General features: G+C 46.6%; 15 protein-coding genes and 1 riboswitch. Of the genes, 4 read left to right on the top strand and 11 right to left on the bottom strand.

The annotated features are described in order from the left end of the window. Positions 1-2: 2 nt before the first annotated feature. From DQN70_RS09055 to DQN70_RS09020, 8 genes are all read right to left on the bottom strand, one after another. Positions 3-1859, bottom strand: a complete 1857-nt coding sequence (locus DQN70_RS09055) for a 2-oxoacid:acceptor oxidoreductase subunit alpha (protein WP_023940862.1) — start codon at positions 1857-1859, stop codon at positions 3-5. 446 nt (positions 1860-2305) lie between these two features. Further along, a complete protein-coding gene (locus tag DQN70_RS09050; protein WP_023936513.1) occupies positions 2306-3661 on the bottom strand; it encodes an aldehyde dehydrogenase family protein in 1356 nt (451 codons plus the stop codon). 257 nt (positions 3662-3918) lie between these two features. Beyond that, positions 3919-5037, bottom strand: a complete 1119-nt coding sequence (locus tag DQN70_RS09045) for a 4-hydroxybutyrate dehydrogenase (protein WP_023936509.1) — start codon at positions 5035-5037, stop codon at positions 3919-3921. Between the two features lie 38 nt (positions 5038-5075). Further along, complete coding sequence (locus DQN70_RS09040) at positions 5076-6368, bottom strand: acetyl-CoA hydrolase/transferase family protein (RefSeq protein WP_042226081.1); 1293 nt, start codon at positions 6366-6368, stop codon at positions 5076-5078. A gap of 5 nt (positions 6369-6373) precedes the next feature. Next, entirely contained in the window at positions 6374-6676 is a 303-nt protein-coding gene (locus tag DQN70_RS09035) for a NifU family protein (RefSeq protein ID WP_023936505.1), read from the bottom strand. A 31-nt stretch (positions 6677-6707) separates the two neighbouring features. Continuing rightward, entirely contained in the window at positions 6708-8168 is a 1461-nt protein-coding gene (locus DQN70_RS09030; protein WP_023936504.1) for a 4-hydroxyphenylacetate 3-hydroxylase family protein, read from the bottom strand. Between the two features lie 292 nt (positions 8169-8460). Next, positions 8461-8697, bottom strand: a riboswitch (cobalamin riboswitch). An 806-nt stretch (positions 8698-9503) separates the two neighbouring features. Further along, positions 9504-12761, bottom strand: coding sequence for a T9SS type A sorting domain-containing protein (locus DQN70_RS09025; protein ID WP_158441741.1), 3258 nt, complete (start codon positions 12759-12761; stop codon positions 9504-9506). A 226-nt stretch (positions 12762-12987) separates the two neighbouring features. Then, positions 12988-14256, bottom strand: coding sequence for a phosphoglycerate kinase (locus DQN70_RS09020; protein ID WP_023940867.1), 1269 nt, complete (start codon positions 14254-14256; stop codon positions 12988-12990). A 209-nt stretch (positions 14257-14465) separates the two neighbouring features. Between DQN70_RS09020 and DQN70_RS09015 the strand changes: the two genes are divergently transcribed. The 4 genes from DQN70_RS09015 to DQN70_RS09000 all read left to right on the top strand — a co-directional run bounded on the left by DQN70_RS09015 (position 14466) and on the right by DQN70_RS09000 (position 19465). Next, a complete protein-coding gene (locus DQN70_RS09015) occupies positions 14466-16568 on the top strand; it encodes a M3 family metallopeptidase (protein WP_023940869.1) in 2103 nt (700 codons plus the stop codon). A 61-nt stretch (positions 16569-16629) separates the two neighbouring features. Continuing rightward, positions 16630-18039, top strand: a complete 1410-nt coding sequence (gene cobJ, locus DQN70_RS09010) for a precorrin-3B C(17)-methyltransferase (protein WP_111759369.1) — start codon at positions 16630-16632, stop codon at positions 18037-18039. 117 nt (positions 18040-18156) lie between these two features. Beyond that, a complete protein-coding gene (locus DQN70_RS09005) occupies positions 18157-18864 on the top strand; it encodes a hemerythrin domain-containing protein (protein WP_036888209.1) in 708 nt (235 codons plus the stop codon). A 4-nt stretch (positions 18865-18868) separates the two neighbouring features. Further along, a complete protein-coding gene (locus DQN70_RS09000) occupies positions 18869-19465 on the top strand; it encodes a response regulator transcription factor (RefSeq protein WP_023940872.1) in 597 nt (198 codons plus the stop codon). 28 nt (positions 19466-19493) lie between these two features. On the opposite strand, the gene dacB is transcribed toward DQN70_RS09000, so the two are convergent. The 3 genes from dacB to DQN70_RS08985 form a co-directional block, all read right to left on the bottom strand. Further along, a complete protein-coding gene (gene dacB / locus DQN70_RS08995; RefSeq protein ID WP_158441742.1) occupies positions 19494-21071 on the bottom strand; it encodes a D-alanyl-D-alanine carboxypeptidase/D-alanyl-D-alanine endopeptidase in 1578 nt (525 codons plus the stop codon). 146 nt (positions 21072-21217) lie between these two features. After that, the gene (gene ppdK / locus DQN70_RS08990; RefSeq protein WP_023936489.1) at positions 21218-23944 is read right to left on the bottom strand and encodes a pyruvate, phosphate dikinase; all 2727 of its coding nucleotides are present in this window, start codon (positions 23942-23944) and stop codon (positions 21218-21220) included. A gap of 766 nt (positions 23945-24710) precedes the next feature. Beyond that, entirely contained in the window at positions 24711-26174 is a 1464-nt protein-coding gene (locus tag DQN70_RS08985) for an aminoacyl-histidine dipeptidase (protein WP_023936483.1), read from the bottom strand. Between the last annotated feature and the right edge of the window lie 21 nt (positions 26175-26195).

The raw sequence follows: 26195 nt of genomic DNA, 5'->3' as shown, positions 1-26195 counted from the left end.
CTTTATTCATTTATCATCTTAGAAAACTCCTCCACTAAGCGAGCCACAATGAAGGGCTGGCCTTTCACTCTGTTGAATTGCATTGGGTTGAAGCCGGGCACCTTAGAACGCAGATACATGGCAAACTGACCCAAATTCTGTTCAGCTACGACAACTTTCTTATACTTGAGCAGTACCTCTGCTGCATTGCGAGGCAGGGGGTTGATGAAGTTGAAGTGAGCCAAGGCAACTTTCTTGCCATTAAGATGCATCTCTTCCATGGCGGCATAGAGGTGACCATATGTACCTCCCCAGCCTACGATGAGCAGATCGGCATCCTCAACATCTCCCAGTACCTCCAATTCAGGGATTTTGTTAGATATGTAATCCACCTTAGCCTGACGGGTGCGTACCATAAGTTGGTGGTTCATTGGATGCGTGCTGATGGCACTTGTATCAAAGTCTTTTTCCAATCCACCCAAACGATGCTGGTAACCGTCTTGTCCAGGGATAGCCCAATAGCGAACCTGCGATTCAGAATCACGGCGATAAGCTTTCCAAGGCCGATCTTCCTTATAGTTAGACACGTAATTAGGTTCGATAGAGGGTAGGGAGCTCATGTCCGGTATACGCCATGCTGTAGAGCCGTTTGCTACAAAAGAGTCCGTCAGCAATATGACCGGAGTCATGTGTTCTACAGCCAGCTTAGCAGCCCAGAAGGCTGCTTCAAAACATTGTGCAGGAGTGGAAGCCGCAACTACAGGCAGAGGGCTCTCTCCATTGCGACCGTACAGGGCTTGTAGCAAGTCGGTTTGCTCACTCTTGGTGGGCAAACCAGTGGAAGGTCCTCCGCGCATCACATCCACAATCACCAATGGGAGTTCGGCCATGACAGCCAAACCTATAGCCTCACTCTTGAGAGCCAAACCAGGACCGGAAGTTGTGGTTACTGCCAAATTTCCTGCGAAAGAGGCTCCGACAGCCGTACAAATACCGGCAATCTCGTCTTCGGCTTGAACCGTTTTTACCCCAAGAGCCTTGTGCTTAGCCAACTCATGGAGAATATCTGTAGCGGGGGTGATAGGGTAGGATCCTAAAAAGAGGTTCAGTCCAGCTCGTTCGGAAGCTGCTATCAAACCATAGGATGTAGCCTTGTTCCCATTGACATCGAGGTATCTACCAGCTTGTTGTTTTTTCCCTTCGATGCGATAGGTCGATACAGAGGCATGTGTGTTGGCTCCATAATTGAAACCATCTGTAAGAGCCTTAATGTTGGCTTTACGGATATCGTCCTTTTTCTTGAATTTGTTGTTGAGATACTCAAAAGCATGATCCATTGGACGATTGAACAACCAACAAACCAGACCCAAGGCAAACATATTCTTGCATCGCAGGGCCGATTTATTATCCAAGCCAAACTCTGCAAGTCCCTCCTTAACCATTGACGAAATAGGAGCAGAGATTACTTGCTGTGTATTCAGCCCGATTTCTTCAAAAGGCTCATCTGTCTTGTATTCAGCCTTTTCCAGGTCTTTAGAAGTAAAGGAGTCGCTATCTATAATAATGATAGAGCGTTCCTTGAGGTGATTCCTATTAACCTTGAGAGCTGCGGGATTCATTGCCACGAGCACATCGGCCAAGTCTCCGGGAGTCATTACCTGGTTGGTACCGATCTGCACCTGAAAGCCAGATACCCCTCCAAGTGAACCCTGAGGAGCTCGTATCTCGGCTGGAAAATCGGGGAAGGTCGAGATGGTATTCCCCAAAACGGCAGAGAGATCGGAGAAGATTGTTCCAGTGAGCTGCATCCCATCACCGGAGTCTCCGCTGAAGCGAACCACCACATAGGGGAGATCCTTCACTTCTACTTTCTTCGTCATTACTATTTGTGTTGTTTTAGATTGTAATTGTCGCTTGCTTACATGACTCCCCGATTCTCTACCTGTTCCGCGTCATTCCTCAAAACAGGGACGGAATACAAGGAGGTTTTCTACATAACCACTCAGAGGGCTTTCTCGTTCGATAGGTTGTAGAGAAGTAATAATATATCGCAAAGAGCAGGGATTATCCGAGCTGGATAGCAATGAAACAAAAAAGCCCGACAGCGGTATGTAGACAAAGGTACGTTTTCACAAGAAAAACGAACCCAAGATCAACAACAACTATCAGGATAGATAGATTTTTTGCTCAAAATCCGATGTGTAAGACTCGGTACACCCAACCCAAAGTCCATTAGCTTAAAAATATAGAGAGGGGGTGGAGCTTATCTCTCATCACCCCTCTCTTCTCGTTTAGGATTAAATCTATAGTCTGAGCGAAACTGTTTTTAGTACTCCCAGATATCTTGATCGGTAGGCACCTTGATTCGAGCGGAAATCGGTGCTATACGTGTGATATTCAGCAAATGCTTGTATGTGAAGTTCTCAGAGATACTGTTGTTACCCCAAGATCCGCAGCCCAATGTGTTGGTTACGGCCAAACCGTTCTGGATAGAACCTCCGGCAGTAGTTGCACAAGGAGCATTCACGATGACACGGCTTACAGAGATTTCACTACCAGCCTTGATGATATTGGCTTGGTTATTGGAGTGAATACCGGCTGTGTGACCATTCCCTTCGAGGAAGAGGTTGGTTTTTGCGATCTTGAGAGCCTCTTCGAAGTTGCTGTAAGGGAAAGCTCCCATTACCGGACACATCTTCTCTTTGCTCACCATATCGTCCTTACCATATCCGTGGCTTTCAACAACCAACACACGTGTATCTTCGGGGCATGTGATGCCTGCCTTTTTCGCGATCACCTGCACTCCCTTACCTACGATGTCGCGAGCGATAGAGCCGTTTTCGAAAATAGCGTTGATCACTTTGTCTCTATCTTCTTCCGGTACGAAGTAAGCTCCATGAGCACGGAATGCACGGAACACCTCTTCTTTGTCATCTTTATGATAGATGAAAGACTGCTCTCCTGAGCAAATGATACCATTGTCGAAAGAACGACCAGTGATAACTTTCTCTGCAGCGTCATCGAAATCGATGAAACGGTCGAGGATAACCTGTACGTTACCGGCTCCCACACCGAATGAAGGCTTACCAGAAGAGTACGCAGAGTGTACCATGGCCATACCACCAGTAGCTACTACTACGTCGGCCAAGGACATCAGTTCTTGAGTTTTCTCAATGCTCGGCTCACGGATTACCTGTACCATACCTTCGGGTACACCAAAAGGAGCTATTGCCTCAAGTATTAAATCAATGGCGTGGGCCGAACAACGCTTCGACTTTGGGTGTGGTGCGATGATTATCGCGTTGCGTGTTTTCAGGGCAAAGATAATCTTGCTCATAGGTGTAACGATCGGATTTGTCATCGGCGTTATACCGGCAACCACGCCTATTGGTTTGGCTATTTCTATCATCCCTGTACGCTCGTCTATAGAGAGAACGCCCATGGATTTTTTGTCTCTAAGGTTGTACCATACTCCCTTAGATTTGTTTCTGTTTTTGGCGACCTTGTGCTCGTAAACACCCATCTGAGTTTCGTCTACGGCTTCACGAGCCAAGAGCTCGGCATTGTCATAAATTGTTTTGGCGGCAGCGCGTACTACCAAGTCTACAGCTTGCTGATCGAAGCGAGCTTGATAAAGTTGTTGGGCCTTACGTGCGGCCTCAATCATTTCACGAATTTCCATAATAGGATTTTTGTATTGGGTTTATCGATGATCAATGATAAAATCCAGACTTTTGTACCTGAGCTTGGCCGGTGCGAACTCTTACTCACACCGTTGCACCGGCGCAAGCATCGGGTAGCACATCTGTGTGGTTTTTTCAGATGCTTTGGAGAGGTTCACCAGGAACTCCTCCCCAGTCTTTCGTGGTTTGGGGAGCAAAGAGGTGGAGGTTTCCCTTCCCTCTTTGCTTTCTTTCCTATCTTATACGTATTGTTTACTTAAAACAGGCTGCGGTAAATTGCCTCTATCTCATCTACAGACAGCTCCACATAGTTGTTGTTGAGCAATCTTTGTTGAGTTTGCAAAACACTTTCGGCAAATCCTCGTACTTCTTCGTCCTTCATGCCATACTCACGAAGAGGTTTCTTGGCAATCAAACGACCTAGCAAGTCATCCATGCGCTCATACACAACCGAAGCCTCACAGCCTAATGCTGCAGCCAGTTTTTCGTTGAGCTCAACAATTGATCCTTGAGGTTTCTTAGCTTGATAGGCCTTGAACACAGTCGTAAAGAACTGGTAGTTGGATTCTCCGTGTGGCACGTGGTAGTTACCTCCCAGAGGGTAAGAAAGAGCATGCACGGCTCCTACTCCGGCATTGCCAAATGCGATTCCGGCAATGTTGGCAGCCATGAGCATATCTCCCATTCTTTCATAGCGGTATTCTTCGCCTTTGGCAGCAACGCCCTTGAACACATCTAATATGGTATTCATGGCTGTAAGGCTGCACATACGAGTGTAAACGTTAGCCTTAGGAGATACATATGATTCCACAGCATGAATGAGGGCATCGATAGAGCTGGCGGCCCAGAACTTGAAAGGCAAACCGCGTAGCAATTCGGGAATGATCACAGCATGATCGGCCAATATGGCGTCATCAGCCAAGCCCATCTTGGTATGACGGCTCTTGATCTCGGCGATGGAGATATTGGTTACTTCACTACCTGTACCAGAGGTTGTAGGAATGATTACCAATTCTTTCTCTTTCACCAGAGGAATTTTCTTGTCGAAAGCAGGGAGGACGTCTTCGCCCAAACCTTTCAGCACAAACAATTTGGATATGTCGATCACCGTACCACCGCCAACAGCGATTACACGGTCGAAGTCAGTACCCTTGGTATCCCGCAGGATGGCATTCATCATTTCGTCGTTTGGCTCACCCAAACCATACTTCTCCTGCATCACAAACTTGCATTTCAGACCGAGATTGGCCATGAAAGGTTCGTGGAGGAAAGCATTGGTAATAACCAAGTCACGCTCACCGAGATTGAACCCCTTGGCAAATTCGGCAAAATTGTCAAATTCGTGAATGACTGTACCTAACTTGAATAGTTGCATATCAATATGTGGTTTATATCATGAATCTAAAATCTGCATCAGGCCATCGGGAAACGTTTGGCAAACTCTGCTTCCAGATCCGAGCGGAACTGGGGATGAGCCACCGCAATGAGGGCTTTAGCTCTTTCTTTTAGTGATTTTCCTCGCAGATGTGCTATGCCGTATTCGGTAACCACGTAGTCTACATCACAGCGAGATGTCGTGACAGCAGAACCCGCAGCCAGAAGAGAAACGATGCGGGAAGTGGTCCCTTTTTTTGCCGTCGAAGGCATAGCCATAATGCTTACCCCATGATCGGCCATTGCTGCGCCACGTACGTAATCGACTTGACCTCCGGTACCGCTGAACTGTGTGAGACCGATGGTTTCACTGGCTACTTGCCCCATGAGGTCTACCTCAATACAGCTATTGATGCTGATAATCTTGTCGAGCTGCATGACAGTGGTCGGGTTGTTCACCCAATCCACAGGTGCAAGATCTACATCGGGATTGTGGTCTACAAAATCGTACAGGGCTTTTGTCCCCATCAAGAATGTAGCAGTGAGCTTTCCCTTGTGGATAGGCTTGACCTGGTTGGTAATCACACCATCCTTTACCAACTGCAATACCCCGTCGGAAAACATTTCTGTGTGAATACCCAAATCTTTCTTTTCGCCCAAAAAAACTAATACGGCATCGGGGATTGCCCCTATACCAAGCTGCAATGTGGCTCCATCGGGAATCAAGGAAGCGACATTGGCTCCGATAGCTTGCTCTACCTCTCCTATTTTGGGCAAAGGAATTTCGTAGAGAGGATAATCGGCCTCTACGATGTAATCTATCTGATCTACGTGTATAAAGTTGTCCCCTCCGACAAAAGGCATCTGCTTATTTACCTCTGCAATAACCATTTTGGCGCACTCGGCAGCCGGCTTGGTATAGTCGCAAGAAAGACCAAAGCTGCAGTATCCTTCTTCATTAGGTTCGGAGACCTGTATTACCGCTACATCCACTGGCAACAGACCATTTCGGAAATAACGAGGAACATCATAGAAGAAGGCCGGGAAAAAGTCTGCTCTACCCTCGGCTACGGCCTGGCGAGTATTCCCTCCTACAAAGTTGGTCACATGAGTGATATGCCCCTGCATCTCAGGGGCTGTATATGGCGCATTGCCCAAGCAAAGCATGTGGTAAATGCGCACATTGGAATATTGCTGATAATTATCGGCTATAGCTTGTGAACAAAGCTGAGGCACGGCTGCAGCATGTCCCATAACTACCAAGCTGTCGTTAGGGATGTGTTTTACAGCCTCCAGGGCACTAACAACTTTCGATTGATACGAGTTCTTCATACTTTTCAATGCGTCTTACCCATCAGGCGTTTGGCTTCACTCAAAAGACTATCGCTTACCCCCCCGCCTAATACGACTCGGAGATTGGACTGAGGAAAAGAATTGGCAAAGGCTCCCCCTATCAAGGACTCCAACGTATCCAGGGCAGCGGGGCAAAAGCGACACGAACCTAAAAACTCCACAACTACCGTACCATCTGGGCGGATAGATTTTAGCTGAACGTCTCCGCTATGATTCATCAGAGATGGCCGGACATCACGGTCCAACACCTCCTTGATCTCCGATTCGGTCGGTAGTTTTCGGGTCATCGTCTTCTATCTTAAGAGTTTTTGAATATTATTACTTATCCAAAGAGGTATCAATACGAGCAATCTCTCTTGCCATTTGTTTCTTGGCTTCCAAGTTGCCTTGACGAGAAATCATGATGCGTTGGGCTTGAGGAGAACCGGCTCCGTGCATAGACTCCGTACGGTAGCCGACAGCTGCAGTACCCAATGTCATATTCTCGATCAGTCGCAGGATACGCATTCTATTGGTTGTATCTTTTCCTACAGCTCCCTTGAGATACTTTTTCACCACTGGGCCAAGCTCCGGATCACGCAGGTCTTGCTCAGATGGCATGGTTACCATCAGACCTCCAGCGATATCTTCGGCCAGGCGGGCAATCTCATATGGCAGACGTGTAACATTCTGCTTACAAACATTCGCCAGAAGCAAGTCGATCAGATAGTTACCGGATGCAGTAGGTTTACCTTCGGAAGAACAAGCAATACCGCAAGCGTAGAGTGTTTCATTCAGATGTATCATCTCTATCAACTTGTCCTTGATGTGAGATACTTTAGGCACACCGTTGTATTCGGCGGCCAAAGCAGCAGCTCCAATGAGCACATCTCCCACACCCACTTTGCAGCCTCCGTAGCTTTGACGATGATAGCCGGCAAATCGTTCTACCATCATACCTGCATATTGGTATTCCTTACACATGAAGACGCGTTCGTTGGGTACAAACACATTGTCGAATACTACCAAAGCTTCGTGTCCTCCGAATGTGGGGTTACCGAGATCTATTTCGGCTCCGGCTTCTGTCTTACGAGTGTCACAGCTCTGGCGACCATAGATCATAAACAGACCTTCCGTGTCACCGGGAACGGCAAATGAAACAGCATAATCCTTGTCACCTTCTTTCATGGCAACAGTAGGCATGATCAAGTGCTCATGAGAATTGACAGCTCCAGTCTGGTGAGCCTTGGCTCCACGTACGACAATACCGTCTTCGCGCACTTCCACGATATGCAGATACATATCCGGGTCTTCCTGTTGAGAAGGAGATAGGCCACGGTCCCCTTTGGGGTCAGTCATTGCCCCGTCTACTACGAGGTCGTTGTCCTGAACATATTTGAGATATTCTACGAAACGAGCGTGGTAGCTTGTTCCAAGCTCCTGATCCATTTCATATGTAGTAGAGTAGATTGCATTGAAAGCATCCATCCCTACGCAGCGTTGGAAGCAAGAAGCAGTCTTCTGACCGAGCAGACGCTGCATCTTTACCTTATTCTTGAGGTCTTCGGTAGACTGATGCAAGTGACAAAAGCGATTGATACGCTTGCCAGTAAGATTGGAAATGGCGGTCATCACCTCTTGATATTCAGGCTTCTCAGCCAACTCATAGGTCATGGCCACAGAGTTGAGTGAAGGACGAATCATGGGGTGATCAACAGGGTTCTCAATGCGCTCTCCCATGAAATACACCTTCAGGTTGAGTTTGCGCATGCTCTCAATGTACTCTTGACTTGTCATCATAATAGCACTGTTTTTTGTTGATTCGTATTACAAAGTGATTTAGATCGTTCGATCGAGACCGGGTGACAAGGACAATCTACCTGTGAGGAAAAATGATTCTTCCTCAAAAGGGATAGAGTTTCGGACAGCCATTAACCTTGTCCTCAAACTCTCTATAGGCTGCGACATCCCACAGCGCATTATGCCCCAAACGGCCATAACGCAACTGCGACTTGTATCCAAGCGCATAGACTACTCTTGTCTTGTATTGACTAAAAAAACATCACTCTCGTTACCCTTCACCCCGAGTTGCTGAGAGCTGCTTGCCTTGGCAGGTTTTCTGACTTGTTCGAGATAGCAACGGCCTTCCCTCCTTCCTTGAAAGCGGAGCCTGGGATAAAAACACCCGGGGCGCGGAAGTGGCCGGTGAGATTGCTGCTTCTTGTTTTTCGAACTTACAGCTGAGGGGACAGTCCCGGACTTTCACCGGATTCCCTATTACAACGCAACAGTGGTTACTGCTACGCTCACCAAAGCGACACAAAGGTATGTATTATATTCAAAAGACCAAACCTTCTCCCTCAAAGCAGGAAAAAGTCTCATATCAAGAAGACTTGCTTTGTTCTCAATCCAGAATCTTTCCATAAATCAATCACAATAGGGACGAAAGAGCTCGTGTTTATACACCTATTATATAATAGGTAGAGTTGCACAATCATGAGGCTGTCGTGTTGTTAATACCTTCTTTATATCATGCATAAGTTTTCCACTTCGTTTTTCGGACTTGTCCGGAACCTATGATATATTTCCTTGAGTGTTTCTTTGTGCTTTTTTCTGTGTTTTATTGTGTTCTGTTTGCGGTGCATTTTCTGCTCGGATCGGGGGCTTTTTATTGGGTTTTTCCGATCTTTTTTTGATGCTGATGGGAGCCGATTTTGATTAACACGGGAGAGAATGAAAATTCTCTCCTGAGAAAAAAATTGCTCTCTCCTGTGTTAGCAAAAATTCTCTCCTGAGAGAATTTTGACCCCTTTAGAATGCCCTGTTCATCGGTGTTTTGATAGACCTATACAAGACGTATAAAAAGGGGTATATCTGTTAGTTTGCAACAGTCTCTTTTCTTTTCTTTTCTTTTTTGTCGTTTTGTCTGCGACTGTATTTTTACAAAATGTGTTGGTTTTAGCGAAGAGAAATACCCCTCTGGGAATTCGTTTGAGACCTATCGTGTGTATCTTCAAAAAAGAAAGAGTACCGCCAAAATATATTTGACGGTACCCTCGTGTTGTTTGCTTATCTTTTTGCGATGGAGAAGAAAGCCCCCTCAATCACAACTGAATTTGTTTTTCCAAAGTCAGCTCACTGAACGACCAGTTTGTGAGACAACTTGCCGACTTGTAGCAAGTAGCTGCCTGGAGCAAATTGTGTGAGGTCGATACGTGCAGCTCCGTTGGCATCTGTCATGCTTCGGAGCAGTACCTGTCCATTTAGCTCCATCAGCAACAGTTCTGCATTCTTGTCGGCTCCGGAAATTTCCACATAGTCGTCTGCCGGATTGGGATAGAGTTGTATTCCTGTTTTCCTAACATCATTGATTCCCTCAGTCTTGGCAAACTCTGCAATGATTTCTGTATCTGTAGTGACTACAAACTTCATGCTCTGCATTATGTCTTCGCCATTGGCAGTCAGTTTTGAGAGCTTGATATTGTCTGCTTGAGGCTTGGCGAGTACCGTGAGTTCTGTACCTGTAGGAACTGATTTGAGCTGATCGTTTGTGTAGCCAGCAATTTCAATTTTCCCCAGAGCATTGCTGCGAAGTTTCACTTGATGTCCTTTTTGGACAAAAATTGCTTTCACAACAACATCCGACTTTACTACAAAAGATTTTTTGCGTGTAATATCTTCATTACCGGCTTTGATAGATTCCAATGTATAGCCTTTGCTTTTGTTTGGTTGGGCCTTTACGGAGAGAGTTGTTCCGTATGGCACCTCGTTAAGATTCTCGAAGCCTGTTATCTCCAAACTACCTTCTCCTTGGCAGATTCCACTGACTACAAATGTGTTTTGCGCCTGAGCTTGATTTAGATAAACAGCCGGATCGGTTTCGTATATGGCAAAGACTTCATATTTATCTTCCTCTTTGGCTGCGATGTCGGAAGTGTAGGTAAGTTCCTTTACTTCGGCCACAACTTCTCCATTTCGCCTTATCTGATAGCCTTTTATGATGGGTAGAACAGCCAGACCCTTGCTACCGGCAGCGACATCGGTAATGGGTTGCTGCAACTTTTTGCTGCTATTTGTAATGAGCAAACGAATAGCCATATAGTTTTTTCCGAAAGTTTTTACTTTGGAATGCTCCAATGAATAAAATCCTTTCCCCTTATCATTTGTGTCCGGATTCCAGAATAGGGCTGATTCACTTGTGGCATACTCATCTCGACTGCCTTCGGCATAAGCGATGCCTGCAGGAGTTGGCAGCTCATTGTCGGTAACAAAGCCTACAAAGAAGGTTCCCAGGGGATCAACAACGAAAGGTTCGGGAAGAATAATCGGTACCCATTGGCCGGGTTGCCAGTCATTAGGTACTCGTGTTTTGATGATAGTAGGCTTGTAGCCTTCTTCGTAGGCAGGGTCATAGGCTGATAGGTAGGCGTAGATATTCGTACCGGCCTTTGTTGGCAGCATGCTTACTTGGTTTACATATAGTTGGTTGTGATTCCCTACTGCACGGAACGGCATCCCCTTGAAAGGCCAGCTCTCACGATAAGTGAGTTGTGTTAGAGGCCAAGTGTCGTGAGTTCCCTGCGGTCTGTACTCTACGGGCAAGGGCTTAAACTCAATATCGTTTCCAGATCCTATTTTTGACCATTCAGCGCAGAGAATAGGCTTGTTCCAACTGAGATGTACTTTATCACCCTCTTTCGAGACTTTCACTCCTGCAACTTTTCTGTCTGCCAAGGTGTATGCAGCTACGATGGGAGACCAAGCTGTCTCTACAGGGCTGTCACCTTCTTTGTATAATGCCCTCACTTGGTAGTCCGTCATCCCATTGATCACATCGTTTGCATTGAATTGATCTTCAAACTGGTAATATTCTGTGCCGTGTACGTGGGGAACTTTGATGTTCAGATTCTGGCCATTACGCTTGATTTGGTATTCCGCAACTGTCTTTTTATCCATGCCTACAGGGGCCGTCCAAATTACTTTCACCCTATTACCTTTGTTGTCAGACGGTATAGCCATTACTCTGGCGACAGGCTCGTAATACTGTTTGTTCTCTCGATAAGTGCCCTCCAGCATTTCTGTCTTACCATTCTCTTTGGGATCGAGGAATGTTGCCATTTGCACATCATTCCCTTCTTCTTTGAACCAATCCCAATGAGCATGTAATCGTCCATAGTAATCCTGCCGGGCCGGATTTTTACAAGGCTCACCTCCTCCGGTGAGTGTGCCGACAATCAACTTTTTCTCATTAAAGAGAGATGAGCCGGAAGATCCCCCTTCAGTACCTGTATTGAAAGTCACTTCAAAATGAGCCTTGGATGCACCATCGCCGAAGAAATCTCGGAAATAGGTAATGTTGGGTCTCTGAGAGAAGATAGAGATCTTCATGGCATCCGCCATTGGGTGATGCAGGCTCACTCCTTTCGCAGGAGGAGTGCGTCTGCGATCCCAACCGTTATAGTAAACGCGGTAATCAAGCGGAATATCCTGATTGAGTTTCAATAGTAATCCATCGGAATGACCCACAGAAGGTAAATAGGCCACTTTGGAGCATCCCACCATACTTTTGCCATAAGATGTGGCCGAGGAGGCATTGGAGCAATCCGGCTTGACATAGTGGAATGTGAATATCCATTTGTTCAATGATTCTTGACTTACTGGGAAGTGTGAGCCGGATCCGGCACAGTGCGAAGCTGTAAGGATATAGGGTGTGAAGTCTTGGTTTGTATTGTTTACAAGAGCTCCCGAGCAAGAAGTCGTTGAACCATTGTCATACACGATAAAGATCTGTACAATTCCGGCTTTCTGATCTCTCCAGTCGTCTCCTTCGGGACAATTGGCATTTATCATGCAAGTGGGATACTCTGATGTGTCTTCCCCGGGGTTTACATCCATCATCTTGGCAACTTGTTCGCGGAAGATATGCACAAGGCCATCAACGATGATTTCGGGAGCATCACCTCTTTCATTAGACTCATACTCCAGTATGATATCTTCCCCACTCACGGGCATAGAGGCAAAAGATCCTCCTAGGGGGTTGCTCTCGTGGGTATAAGCCCCATGCAACACAGATTTGTCCGGGTTATAGACATACAATTTGGCTCCTTTCGGTATCAGGAAACGGCTGTAGGTAGGGTAGACAGCCTTGGCTTCTGGAGATTTCATTTTGAGACGATATACCAATGTCCCATCTTCCAGCCTGAACTGTTCAGCCTGACTGGCCATGTCAATATCTGTGCGCACACAGTCTCCGATCACGTAGGGGCGAGCGGAGATATTTTCCCCATCCCAGCTCCCTTGCTCGATAAGGTCTTCAATATTTTTATTTAGGGGAAGCAACCTTACTTGGGCTTCTCCGGAGTTGCTAAAGCCCGCCGAGGCTATTCTTTGCATTACAAAGCTTTTTGGAGTTCCACCCAGACTGACTTGGGCTTGGGTTTGCATCGGTACCATGCACAAACTGTACAAAAATATGATCCCGAGGTATAGCAAACTGATTGGTAATTTTTTCATTGGGACTAAAGAATTTGTATGAATGGTTGTTGTATTTGTCTTGTAGGATTACAGCAAAATGACGATTGGAAGGGAATGAATGTATTTGAAAGTGGGGCTTTTCTTCTTAACTCTCGATGGCAGCAACACCGGGCAAAGTTTTCCCTTCGATAGCTTCTAGAAGGGCCCCTCCACCGGTAGAAACATAACTCATGCGATTTGCCAGTCCAAATTTGTTTACGCAGGCAACGCTATCTCCTCCCCCAACCAAAGAGTAAGCTCCTGCTTGAGTTGCCTGTGCTATGGCCTCGGCTACAGCTTTGGAACCACCGGAGAAGTTGTCAAATTCAAATACTCCTGTCGGACCATTCCAAAGAATAGTCTTCGACTGAGCAATGACCTCTTTTATTCGTTCTGTTGTTTTCGGGCCTATGTCCATACCCTGCCAACCGTCTGGGATGTTATTGTTATCGGCATACCCCACATTGGCATTGTTGTCAAAGGCATCGGCAATTTTGGCATCTTCCGACAGCACCAATGTTACGCCTTTTTGTTTGGCTTCCTCTACTATTTCCAAGGCTAAATCCAACTTGTCATCTTCACAAATCGAATTACCTATTTTGCCTCCGAAAGCTTTGGAAAAAGTATAGGTCATCCCTCCGGTGAGAACCAGATAATCAACTTTGCCAAGCAGGTTTTCTATGATTTCGATTTTGCTGGAGACTTTGCTGCCTCCCATGATTGCGGTAAAAGGTCTTTCTATTTGATTTAGAATACGATCTACGGCTTGCACTTCTTTTTCCATGAGCAGGCCGAACATTTTGTGCTGAGCATCGAAGTATTGTGCCATTACAGCAGTAGAGGCATGCGCTCTGTGCGCTGTTCCGAAAGCATCATTGACATAACAATCAGCCAAGTCTGCCAGTTGTTTGGCAAAGAGGAGTTGTCGTTCTTTCAGTATTGCCTTGGCTTGTTTCTTTTCTTCTTCTGTTACTTCGGTAGACAGATTGCGAGGTTTGCCTTCTTCTTCCTCAAAGAAGCGCAAATTCTCCAGTAGCAGCACTTCTCCTTTTTTCAGACTATGAGCCATTTGTTTGGTGGCATCGCCAACGGCTGAGGCTGCAAATTTCACGTCTCGGCCCAGAAGCTCTTCCAAATGCGGACGAATGTGCTCAAGGGAGTATTTCTCTTCCACAGCTTTGGGGCGTCCCATATGCGAGGCGATAATGACGCGACCGTTGTCTTTCAGGATGCGGTTGAGGGTAGGGAGGGCGGCCCTCATACGAGTGTCATCTGTGATTCGGAATTTCTCGTCCAGAGGGACATTGAAGTCTACACGGACAAAAACGGTCTGATCTTCGAATGAATACGTGTCGATAATTGCTCTTGAAGTCATGTCTTAAGCTACTATAATTATTGTGTTGATGTTCTTTTGTCGAACTAAGAAGGGTTGTTTTCAGTTAGATTGCTTAGAGCAGCGAAGCTTTCTTAATTACATCGGGACGGAATCGCAGCTCAAATTTCAGTATTGCAAAGATAGCCCCTTCGATCAAACAACCTACCTTTGGGGCTAGTGTGTTACGATTATAAAAAACACGGTAACAGATGAATTATCTGAAAGAATCATACTGCGGAGCAAAGAAGGCCGGAGCGATCCTTCTGGCTCCATTCGATACATTGCACGGATCGTATCCGTTTGATCGGATACAAGAGGAGGACTATTTGCCGGCTTTTGAACAGGCAATTCGTTTTAAGCGAGCTGAGATAGACCGGATAATAACAAACCCGGAACCACCAACTTTTGCCAATACTCTTTTGGCATTGGAGAACTGTGGTGAAGATATGGAGCGTGTAGCTGGGGTCTTTTTCAATCTGTTGCACTCCGATAGTAATGACAATCTGATGGCCATTTCTGAGGAGATCCTGCCGAAACTCACAGAGTTGAGCACTTATATCAGCTTGAATGAACTTCTTTTCCGCCGGATAGAGGCCATTTACAAGCAGAGAGAAAGTCTTGGGCTTACGGATGAGGAGAACAGGTTGCTTACACGTTGCTACGAAGGTTTTGTAGACAGCGGAGCCTTGTTGCCGGAGGAGAAAAAACAAGAGTTGCGGGATATTGCTCAGGAATTGAGCAAGCTTACCTTGCAAGTCGGGCAGAATGCGTTGAGAGACGAGAAGCGTTTTACTCTCCTTATTACTAATCCGGAAGATGTGGCCGGTATGCCACAAACCGTGCTTGACGCGGCACATCACAAGGCTAAGGAGAAGGGCAACGAGGGAGGTTGGCTATTCGATCTCACTGCTCCCTCCTACAGCCCATTTATGCAACATTGCCCAAACTCGGAACTGAGGCGACAAATGTATATAGCACGGATGACTGTGGGAGCCACTGACAACGAATATGACAACAGGCCACATATTATATCTATTGCCAATTTGAGGCGTCGAACAGCTCAGATCATGGGCTATCCCTCTTTTGCTCAAATGGTGCTAAAGGATCGCATGGCTGAGACGCCTGCCAATGTATATGCTCTGCTGGACCGACTGCTTACAGCCTATAAACCCACGGCTCGGGAAGAAGTGGCAAAGATTGAGGAACTGGCGGCAGAGTCTGGTATAGAAAAAGGGAGCCTCCATATCTGGGATTGGGCCTACTGGGCAGAGAGATATAAGCAGAAATATTATGAGCTGGATGATGAGATGCTGCGCCCATATTTCCCCCTCAATCGTGTGATCGAAGGAGTATTTGGCTTGGCCGAACGTCTCTATGGTATTAGCTTCTGTCCCTCTTCGGTGAGTGTTTATCACCCTGATGTGAAAGCCTATGAGGTAAAGGATTTTGACGGTTCTTATTTGGGCCTTTTTTATACGGATTTCTTCCCAAGAGCAGGCAAGCAGAGTGGAGCCTGGATGAATAATTTTCAAGAACAGTATCGCACAGCCGAAGGAGAAGACCATCGTCCACACATCGTACTGGTCATGAACTTTACTCCCCCTGCACCGGACAAGCCTTCATTGCTTACGATAGGTGAGGTGAATACCTTTTTGCATGAATTTGGACATGCACTGCACGGTCTGTTCTCTCGTTGTCGTTTTGGCTCTCTTTCCGGTACATCTGTGGTGAGAGATTTTGTCGAACTCCCCTCCCAACTTATGGAGAATTGGGCTATTCAACCCGAATGGCTCAATAGCTTTGCTGCGCATTACCAAACCGGAGAGCCAATCCCTATAGAGTTGCTTGATAAACTTAGGGCTTCACGTCATTTCCTCACAGCTTATGCTTGTTGTCGTCAGCTTTCATTCGGTTATCTTGATATGGCTTGGCATACTATTGAGCAGGATTTGCCGAGTGATTTAGACATCAAAACCTACGAGGAGGATGCCTGGAGTAAGGCTCTTGTCTTGCCCCCCTCTCCGCCGGAAACAATGATGAGTCCTTCGTTCGGACACATCTTTTCCGGAGGCTATGCTGCCGGTTATTACGGCTATAAATGGAGTGAAGTCTTGGATGCAGATGCCTTTGCTGCATTCAAGGAGGAAGGCTTGTTTAGTAGGGAAGTCGCCGAACGTTTCCGACACTGCATATTGGAGCAAGGAGATATGCGTGATGCAATGGAGCTGTACGAAACATTCCGTGGTCGTAAACCTTCTATCGAAGCCATGATGGAACGAGATGGAATAGCAGTTGGGGCCAAAGTCGAATGATACTTTCCCAGCTTGAGAAGTATTTGTGTATTGATAGGAAAAACAAAGGAAAAGCAATAGGATAATAATGAGCAAGATATTAGTGGTAGGTCTGGGGCCAGGAGGAGTGGAAGATATGACTCCGGCTGTGATGCAGGCCATAGCCGAGGCCGATGTGGTGATCGGATACAAGTATTATTTCCGTTTCGTGCAGCAACACCTCAAGTCGAGTGGAGAATGCATCGATACCGGTATGAAGAAAGAGCGAGAGCGTGCACGAATTGCACTGGAGAAAGCTCGTGAAGGGAAAAAAGTCTGTGTGATTAGTTCGGGAGATTCCGGCATTTATGGCATGGCTCCGTTGATGTATGAGATGCGAGAGGAGATGGATTGTCAGGTCGAGATAGAGACACTGCCAGGTATTTCTGCTTTCCAGAAGGCCGCAGCTCTCTTGGGTGCCCCCATAGGGCACGACTTATGCCTTATCTCTCTCTCGGACTTGCTCACTCCCTGGCTCACCATAGAGAAACGTATCAAGGCTGCAGCTGAAGCCGATTTTGTGACCTGTATATACAACCCCAAGAGCCATGATCGTTACTGGCAATTCTATCGTTTGCAAGAAATATTCCTCACGAGTCGTTCTGCCTCTACTCCAGTGGGATATGTGCGCCAGGCCGGAAGGGAGGAAGAGACGGTCGTGCTCACTACTCTTGGCGAACTTGACCCGGAAGAATTGGATATGTTTACGGTTGTGATCATTGGCAATAGCCAGACCTACGCTTCTTCGGGCAAAATGATCACTCCCAGAGGCTATTTTGCTCAGCAGAGCAAGACCGAAAGCAAGGGGATAGGGCAGGATATTATGATCAAGAGTTTCCGGACCATTGAGGCTGAGTTGAAAGACCCTAATATCCCTATTGATCGCAAATGGCCTCTGTTGCACTGTATTCATACGACAGCTGACTTCGCCATGGAGGATGTCCTCTATACAGATCCTGGAGCAGTAGAGCATCTCTATAGAGGGTTTTCGGATGGGACAATAAAGCATATCGTTACCGATGTGTCTATGGTCCAGAGTGGTATACGTAAAGGAGCTTTGGACAGGCTGGGGGTGCAGGTACACTGTTATCTATCTGATCCGGCCGTAAAGGAAATGGCCGAGTCCGAAGGGATCACTCGCACACAGGCAGGTATTCGTTTGGCTGTACAGGAGCACCCTGATGCCCTTTTCGTTTTTGGAAATGCTCCGACTGCTTTGATCGAACTTTGTACCATCATCCGAAAGGGAAAAGCCAAACCGGCTGGTATTGTTGCAGCTCCTGTCGGTTTCGTGCATGTTTGTGAGTCGAAGTATATGTGTAAGACTTTCCGAGATGTGCCGAAGGTGATTGTCGAAGGACGAAAGGGAGGAAGCAACCTGGCCGCAACGATTGTTAATAGTATCCTTTGCTTCGATGACGCCGAGGCTCTGCGCCCCGGACGTGATGTGTAAGAATGAGTTAGTGCCTTCCGACAGGATAGACGGAAATACCCATAATGAGGGATAGGATGCTTCTGCAGAAGGCTTTACTTTTGTTTTCAGCCAAATAACATTGACAACATAATAATGATGACCAACAAACCTTTATCCCGAGTTTTTAGTGCACAGACCAAAATGAGCGACTTGATTTGTGCACATTACAACTTACTGCTTGTTATTACTCGTTTCGGTATACATCTTGGATTTGGGGAAAAGACAATAGGGGAGGTTTGCCAGAGCAGCAATGTCGATACTCCTACATTGCTCACGATATTGAATGCAGTGGCGAATATCCCACAGAAGCCCAAGAAAGAGGAGCTTAAGAGTATATCGATGAATGACTTGCTTACGTATTTGCGTAATGCGCATGACTATTTCCTCAATTTCCGTTTGCCTTTGCTCAGACAGCAATTGGTAAGTGCGATATCCAATTGTCCTCAAGAGGTCGCTTTCGCGATTCGGAAGTTTTTTGACGACTATGTAGAGGAAGTGAACAAGCATATGAGTTACGAGGAGAAGACTGTATTCCCCTATGCCGAGCATTTGGCTAAAGGAGAGAGGGATGATCACTACAAAATCTCTATTTTCCGTCGCAAACACGATCAGATAGAGGCCAAGATATCCGAACTCAAGGCCATCATCATAAAATACTACCCAGCTCCGAGTGGTTACGAACTCAACAGTGTGCTACACGATATCTTTTCTTGTGAAGAAGATTTGGCTTCTCACAACTTTATCGAAGACCACATCTTCATACCACTTATGGAGATAATGGAGCAACAGACAAAGAAAGGCTGAATGTATGAATCCTATTATCCTAAAAGTTGCGATAGCCGAGCCTAATACAATGCTGCGATTGGGTCTGGAGGCAATGCTGAAGAAATTGTCGGGATACAAGGTACAGACCTTGGATATTACTGATTCTATTGACCAGGTGATAGATCAACTTTCTTTGCAAGGGGTGGATATTTTGTTTGTCAATCCTCTTATATCTGGCCTTTCTCTTTCTCCCAGCTATACACCGGACAGACATATCCGGGTGGTGGCTTTGCTGGATTCTCATATCGATAGCTCTTTCCTCAAAGGCTACGATGATTCGATTCTGATCTCCGATAGTATGGAACGATTGTCCGAAATACTTGATAAGCTACTTAGTGTAGAATCTGGAGAGGCCGGTCTGGAGTCTCAAGCACTTACGACTCGAGAGAAAGAGATTGTTGTTTGTGTCGTGAAGGGTATGACCAACAAACAAATAGCCGATTCGCTCTTTCTTTCAATTCATACGGTCATTACCCATCGGAGAAATATTGCGAAGAAACTGGAGATACACAGTACCAGTGGCTTGACAATCTATGCTATTGTCAATAAGCTGGTTGAGCTGAATGAGATCAGCCAGTAATTGATACTCTATATCAAGTATTCGCCGATCAAGACTTCTTTCGCTTAGTAGAGCGACTCTTCCTTTTATGGTAAGAGTCGCTTTTCTTATGCTGCTCGGTTTCTCCGGACAGTGTTTGCAGAGCCTCCAGCATTGTTTTTCTCATAGATTGAACATTCACAAAGTCGTTGGCAAGAAGAACGATCGTAACATCTTTGCCGCCTATTTGTGCATATCCGGCATAGCCTTGTACCCCGAACATACTGCCGCTCTTCAGTCGGGCTTTCATGCTTTGAGGTGTTGTGAAATGTTGCACGGAGCCTTCCTGTCCGGCTAATGGGAGGGAGTTGTAGAAAACTGCATTGTCAGCTTTTTTGCGATTGCCCATTTCCAATAAGACCACTTCCAGCAAATTAGGAGTGATGCGATTTTTGGGAGATAAACCACTACCATCGAAAAGGCTTATTTGCTTGGGATCGAATTGGTCTACAGTTTCCCAATATTGCAAGAGGCGATTATAGCCTCCGTCAAAGCTTTTCGGGATATTTTCGTCCAGACAGTTCATAAAGGCTTCGGCCCAGAGATTGATACTTCTTCTGTTTGTCTCCCTCACCAATTGTTCTAATGAGCGTGAGTGGTAGAAACTCAAAAACTTTACCGACCCATGCCATTCGGGTAAATAATCATACCTGGCTTCGGAGGGGCCCTCTATCTTTACCCCCTCCTTTTGCAATTGCTTTCGGATAGCTGTAGCTATATAGCCTGCGGGATCGGGTATGTCCATCATACAGCGCATTTCCCGACGCCTTTTCGTCAATAAGGTTCCCCTTAGTCTGCGTTTTTTTTCTCCCGGAGCTCCGTTGATGTGCCAGCTGTTTTTTTCTCCCGGTTTTAGCTCATTGATCAGTTCGATCTCTACTTCCGACGGCTGCATATGGTGTAGGAGTATCTTGTTTCCCTCATTTCTCAGATATATATCTATTCGGTTGTCGTGAATATTGAAGCCATAGAGAGAGGCTCCGTAGTATTCGCCCAAGTCTTCGTACAACCAGGATGAGGAGCTGTCTGCCGGCCGGAAGACAGAGGCATCCACTATTATTTTGCCTCGTATACGTGTGATGCCGGCTCGAGATACAGTCTCGCATACGAAAGTTTTGAAGCGGATAGAGTCCTCTGCTATATAGTGGCTGTCTATGGATGGGTCTCCAGATCCGAGAACGACTAAGTCTCCATACAGTTCTTTGTTGTGAATACTGCCTGTATAACCTATTTCGGTTCGGAAGCAAGCCTCGGGGCCATGGATACGCAATGCCGAAGCTGTTGTGATGAGTTTGGTCAGAGAAGCGGGTATCATACGGCAATTGCGCCTATAATCTACAATTCGCTTGCCACTGCTTAGCTCGGTGACCAACATGGCTATTCTGCAATGTTGTTTCCTTTCTTCTGCTTGTAGTATAGAGATGGCTTTTTGGCTATTCTGCGATTTGAGACGGAGAGGGTAGCTCCATAGTAGCATAAGCTGGAGTATCCCTACGAATAGAACCCCGATTCTTATTGTCAGGGGGCTGAATTTTGTTCTGATGATCATTTTGTGCAGACTTGCGTATTGCAGCGGAAAGTTAGCCATTTCGCTCAACTGTTCCCACATGGCGATACCTGATCATATTGTGCGATGCCCTCGATGATGATATTTGAGCAGAAAAAGAAGAAAGGGTACACCGCAAAATCAGTTGCGGCATACCCTTTTACCTCTTGTTTAGATAGAGAAAGTTCTTATTTGCTTTCTTCCAATACGGCCTGTGCGGCAGCCAAGCGAGCGATAGGCACACGGTAAGGAGAGCAGGATACGTAGTTCAGACCCACTCTGTGGCAGAATTTTACAGAGCTGGGTTCACCTCCGTGCTCACCGCAGATACCGCACTTGAGATCGGGGCGTACATCGCGTCCTTTCTCAGTTGCCATACGTACCAATTGGCCTACTCCATTTTGGTCGAGAACTTGGAAGGGGTCCACCTTGAGTATTTTCTTATCCAAATATATAGGCAGGAACGAAGCAATGTCATCGCGAGAATAGCCGAATGTCATTTGAGTGAGGTCGTTCGTACCGAAAGAGAAGAACTCTGCACGAGAAGCGATACGGTTGGCTGTCAGGGCGGCACGAGGAATCTCGATCATGGTACCTACCTTGAAGTCTATCCTATCATTCATTTCGGTAAACACTTTTTCGGCCGTGTTGCGGATTACAGTTTCCTGTTCTTGGAATTCATACAGAATACCAGTGAGTGGAACCATGATTTCCGGCAGACATACCACACCCTCGTGCTTGAGCTCCAGACAAGCCGTCAAGATAGCACGAGTCTGCATCTCGGTAATTTCAGGGTAGGTGTTCCCCAAACGGCAACCACGATGCCCAAGCATAGGATTGGCTTCGCAGAGAGCCTCCACACGTTGTTGTATCTTTTGTATGGAAACCCCCATTTGATCCGCCATAGCTTGTTGCCCTGCCAGATCATGAGGTACAAACTCATGCAAAGGAGGGTCAAGCAAACGTACGGTAACAGGGAAGCCATCCATAGCCTTGAATATACCCTTGAAGTCTTCTTTTTGATACGGCAGGATTTTTGACAAAGCTTTTACGCGGCCCTCTGCATCTTCCGAGAGGATCATTTCGCGCATGGCTTTGATCTTTTCGCCTTCGAAGAACATGTGCTCTGTACGGCACAGACCGATACCCACAGCACCGAACTTGCGAGCTACGGCTGCATCTTGAGGTGTATCGGCGTTGGTACGCACTTTCAGTCGTGAATACTTATCAGCCAGTTCCATCAGACGAGCGAAGTCATCGTCCATGTCGGCAGCCTTAGTTTCTACTTTGCCTTCGTACACCTCACCGGTAGATCCATTAAGAGAGAGCCAGTCGCCTTCCTTGAGCACGGTGCCATCCACTTCTACGGTGCGAGCTTTGTAGTCTACAATCAAAGCTCCAGCTCCTGATACACAGCATTTGCCCATACCTCGAGCCACCACAGCTGCGTGAGAAGTCATACCTCCTCTGGCTGTGAGAATTCCTTCGGAAACAGCCATACCGGCCAAGTCTTCCGGAGAGGTTTCCAAACGAACGAGGATAACAGGGTTCCCTGCTTCGTGCATCTTGGCTGCATCTTCTGCGAAGAATGTAATACGGCCGGTGGCTGCTCCCGGAGAAGCCGGCAAACCTTTGGTCAGAACTCTGGCCATGGATTGGGCTTTCTTGTCAAATACGGGGTGCAGCAGTTCATCCAGCTTGTTAGGCTCTACACGGAGAAGAGCTTCCTGCTCCGTGATGACACCTTCGTTGAGCAAGTCCATGGCAATCTTTACCATGGCACGTCCCGTACGTTTTCCGTTACGTGTTTGCAGGAACCACAGCTTACCTTCTTGTACTGTGAACTCCATGTCTTGCATATCACGGTAGTGATCTTCAAGCTTTTGTTGCAGGCGGTTCAGCTCGGCATAGATTTCCGGCATTGCTTCTTCCATTGAAGGATAGTTGGCCTTGCGTTCTTCTTCGCTTATGCCGGCACGTTCTGCCCAACGACGTGATCCTATCACGGTGATTTCTTGTGGGGTGCGTACACCGGCTACCACGTCTTCCCCCTGAGCATTGATCAGGTATTCTCCGTTGAACAGGTTTTCTCCATTACCAGCGTCACGAGAGAAGCATACTCCCGTGGCGGAGGTGTCGCCCATATTTCCGAATACCATTGCTTGCACGTTCACGGCCGTACCCCACTCTGCGGGGATTCCTTCCATTTTGCGATAGAGGATGGCACGCTCGTTCATCCATGAATTGAATACGGCCATAACGGCTCCCCACAGTTGCTCATAGGCACAAGAGGGGAAGTCAAGACCGGTCTGGGCTTTTACGGCTGCCTTGAAACGACGTACCAAGTCCTTGAGGTTCTCTACCGTCAGTTCGTTGTCCATCTTCACTCCATTCTCGGCTTTCACTTTCTCGATGATTTCCTCGAATGGATCTATATCTTCTTTGTTCACAGGTTTCATTCCCAATACCACATCGCCGTACATTTGTACGAAGCGGCGGTAAGAGTCCCATACGAAACGCTCATTGCCTGTCTTCCGTATTAGTCCCTCTACGACCTCGTCGTTCAGACCGAGGTTGAGAATGGTATCCATCATACCCGGCATAGACGCGCGAGCACCAGAACGAACAGAGACCAGCAATGGGTTTTCTACATCACCAAATTTGGCATTAACCAGGCTCTCTATATTTTTGATTGCTTCTCCTACTTCCGGCTTGAGTAGTTCTACTACACGGTCCCGTCCCAGATCGTAGTATTCCTGACATACCTCTGTCGTAATAGTAAATCCCGGAGGTACGGGCACTCCTATAAGGTTCATTTCGGCAAGGTTGGCCCCTTTGCCACCAAGCAGATTTCGCATATCTGCTTTTCCTTCGGCTTTCCCATTACCGAAGGTGTAGACTCTTTTTTTGTCCATCGAAGTCTGGTTAGTAATTAATATTTATTCTGTATTACATCCTGCGGTTATCCAACTGCTTTTACACACCCAGTCAAGCTAAACCCTTGGAAAGGACAAAGATAAAGAATTTATCTCTTTGCCGTATGTCGTTTCTTTGTTTTGTCAAAACGACCGCAGCAAATCTCTGAGAGGGACTGTTGTACGAACATTGTTAAATCCTTAAGGAAGGCTCTTTAGAGCAAAAGTTTATAGTGTATTATATTGTTTGCTTTTATGTTTTTGTGTTTTCTGCTTGGAGCTTCTTTTCTGCTCAGATCAAGGACTTTTTTGCCGGGTTTTCCTATTCTTTTTTGACGCTGATTGGAGCGGTTTTTTGCTAACACGGGAGAGAACGAAAATTCTCTCCTGAGGAAAAATTTGCTCTCTCCTGTGTTAGCAAAAATTCTCTCAGGAGGAAAATTTGACCCCTTCAGAACGCCCTATTCATCGGTGTTTTGAGAGACCCATATAAGACATATAAAAAGGAATTACATCCACCTGTACATATGCCTTGTTTTCTCACTATTTTTCCGAGTTTTTCTGTGGTCGAAATTTTACAAAACATGTCTATTTGGGGACATAAAATAGTCCTCTGGTGCTTGGGTTGCAGATCTTGGTCAAGTCATCCAACTGCTCGATATGCTACTACCTCCGAAAGAGGAGTATGGAGGAAGAAAAAATGACAGCCCCACCGGTATTTTCTAATCCGATGGGGCTGTCGCTGCTTTAAGGTTTCAACTGCTTATTAAGCCTTGGCAGATGGGATGCGCTTCAACAGTAGGAGCAGGTGGTCCCACCACATTTGTACGGTTTTGATTTCGATGCGTTCGGCCGGAGAGTGCACATCTCTCAGAGTAGGGCCGAAAGAAACCATATCTAAGTAGGGGTATTTATCCAGAAAGAGCCCACACTCCAGACCAGCATGGATGGCTTTGATTGCCGGTTTTTTGCCAAATATCTCTTCATAGGTGTCTGACGCAGCTTGCAAGATCTTGCTGTTGGGGTTGGGTTTCCACCCGGGATACCCATCGGAATGACGCACTTCGGCTCCTGCCAATCTGAAAGTAGAAGCAACCTGATCACAGGCAGCTATTTTGAGACTCTCGGTAGAGCTTCTCTGGCTGGTGCCAATCAAGATGCCATTGTCTTCGATCATCTTCACAGAGGCTAAGTTGGTCGAAGTTTCTACCAATCCTTCTATTTCGTGACTCATACCCAACACTCCGTGAGGGCACACAATGAGGGCCAATAGTAGATTGTGCTTGGTTGTACAGTCTATTTTGAAATCCGGAGTTTCAGCAGTTTCCAGAGAGAATTTGACAGACGGCTCTACAGCTGACAATTCGTTTTCCACCGCAGCGGAAAATTCATTGAGCAATACTCGTACGGTTTCTTTCTTGGCAGCCTCAATTCCGATTATAGCATAGGCCTCACGAGCAATAGCATTGCGCAGGTTCCCTCCCTTGATCTCACTTAATACCCAAGACATTTCTTTGTCTACTTCCATCAGGAAGCGAGCCAGTAGCTTGTTGGCATTGCCCAACCCCAGATGGATATCCCCTCCGGAGTGGCCACCACGCAAGCCACTTACGGACACTTTTAGGAAGATATAGCCCTGAGGCAGCTCTTCCTTTTTGTACGTAAACAGCCCTTGAGTGTCTTTCCCTCCAGCACATCCGATAAACATTTCGCCTTCGTCTTCACTATCGAGGTTGAGCAGGATTTTCCCTGAGAGGAATCCGGGTTGGATATTTTGTGCTCCGGTAAGTCCTGTTTCTTCATCCACGGTGAAAAGACATTCCAGAGGCCCATGCTCTATATCGTTGCTGATGAGAACAGCCATTTGAGCTGCACAGCCTATGCCGTTATCTGCTCCCAATGTCGTTCCTTCTGCTCTGAGCCAATCTCCGTCTACAACTGTGCGGATGGGGTCTTTTTCAAAGTCATGTACTACGTCGGAGTTCTTCTCACAAACCATATCCATATGGCTCTGCAGTATCACGGTTTCCAGATGTTCGTACCCTTTAGTAGCCGGCTTACGCATCACGATATTCCCGATTTGGTCTTTGGAATAATCGATATTGTGTTTGCGGGCAAACTCTTCCAGATAGGCGATTATTTTTTCTTCTTTCTTCGAGGGGCGAGGTACTTTGGTAATCTCGTCGAAGCATTGCCACAGGATAGTGGGCTTTAGATCTGTCATCTTCATTTTCAATGCTGATTTAGGATG

This window comes from Porphyromonas crevioricanis (genome assembly GCF_900476255.1).
GTDB classification, from domain to species: Bacteria; Bacteroidota; Bacteroidia; order Bacteroidales; family Porphyromonadaceae; genus Porphyromonas; species Porphyromonas crevioricanis.
This window is presented reverse-complemented; position numbering and strand designations above follow the sequence as displayed.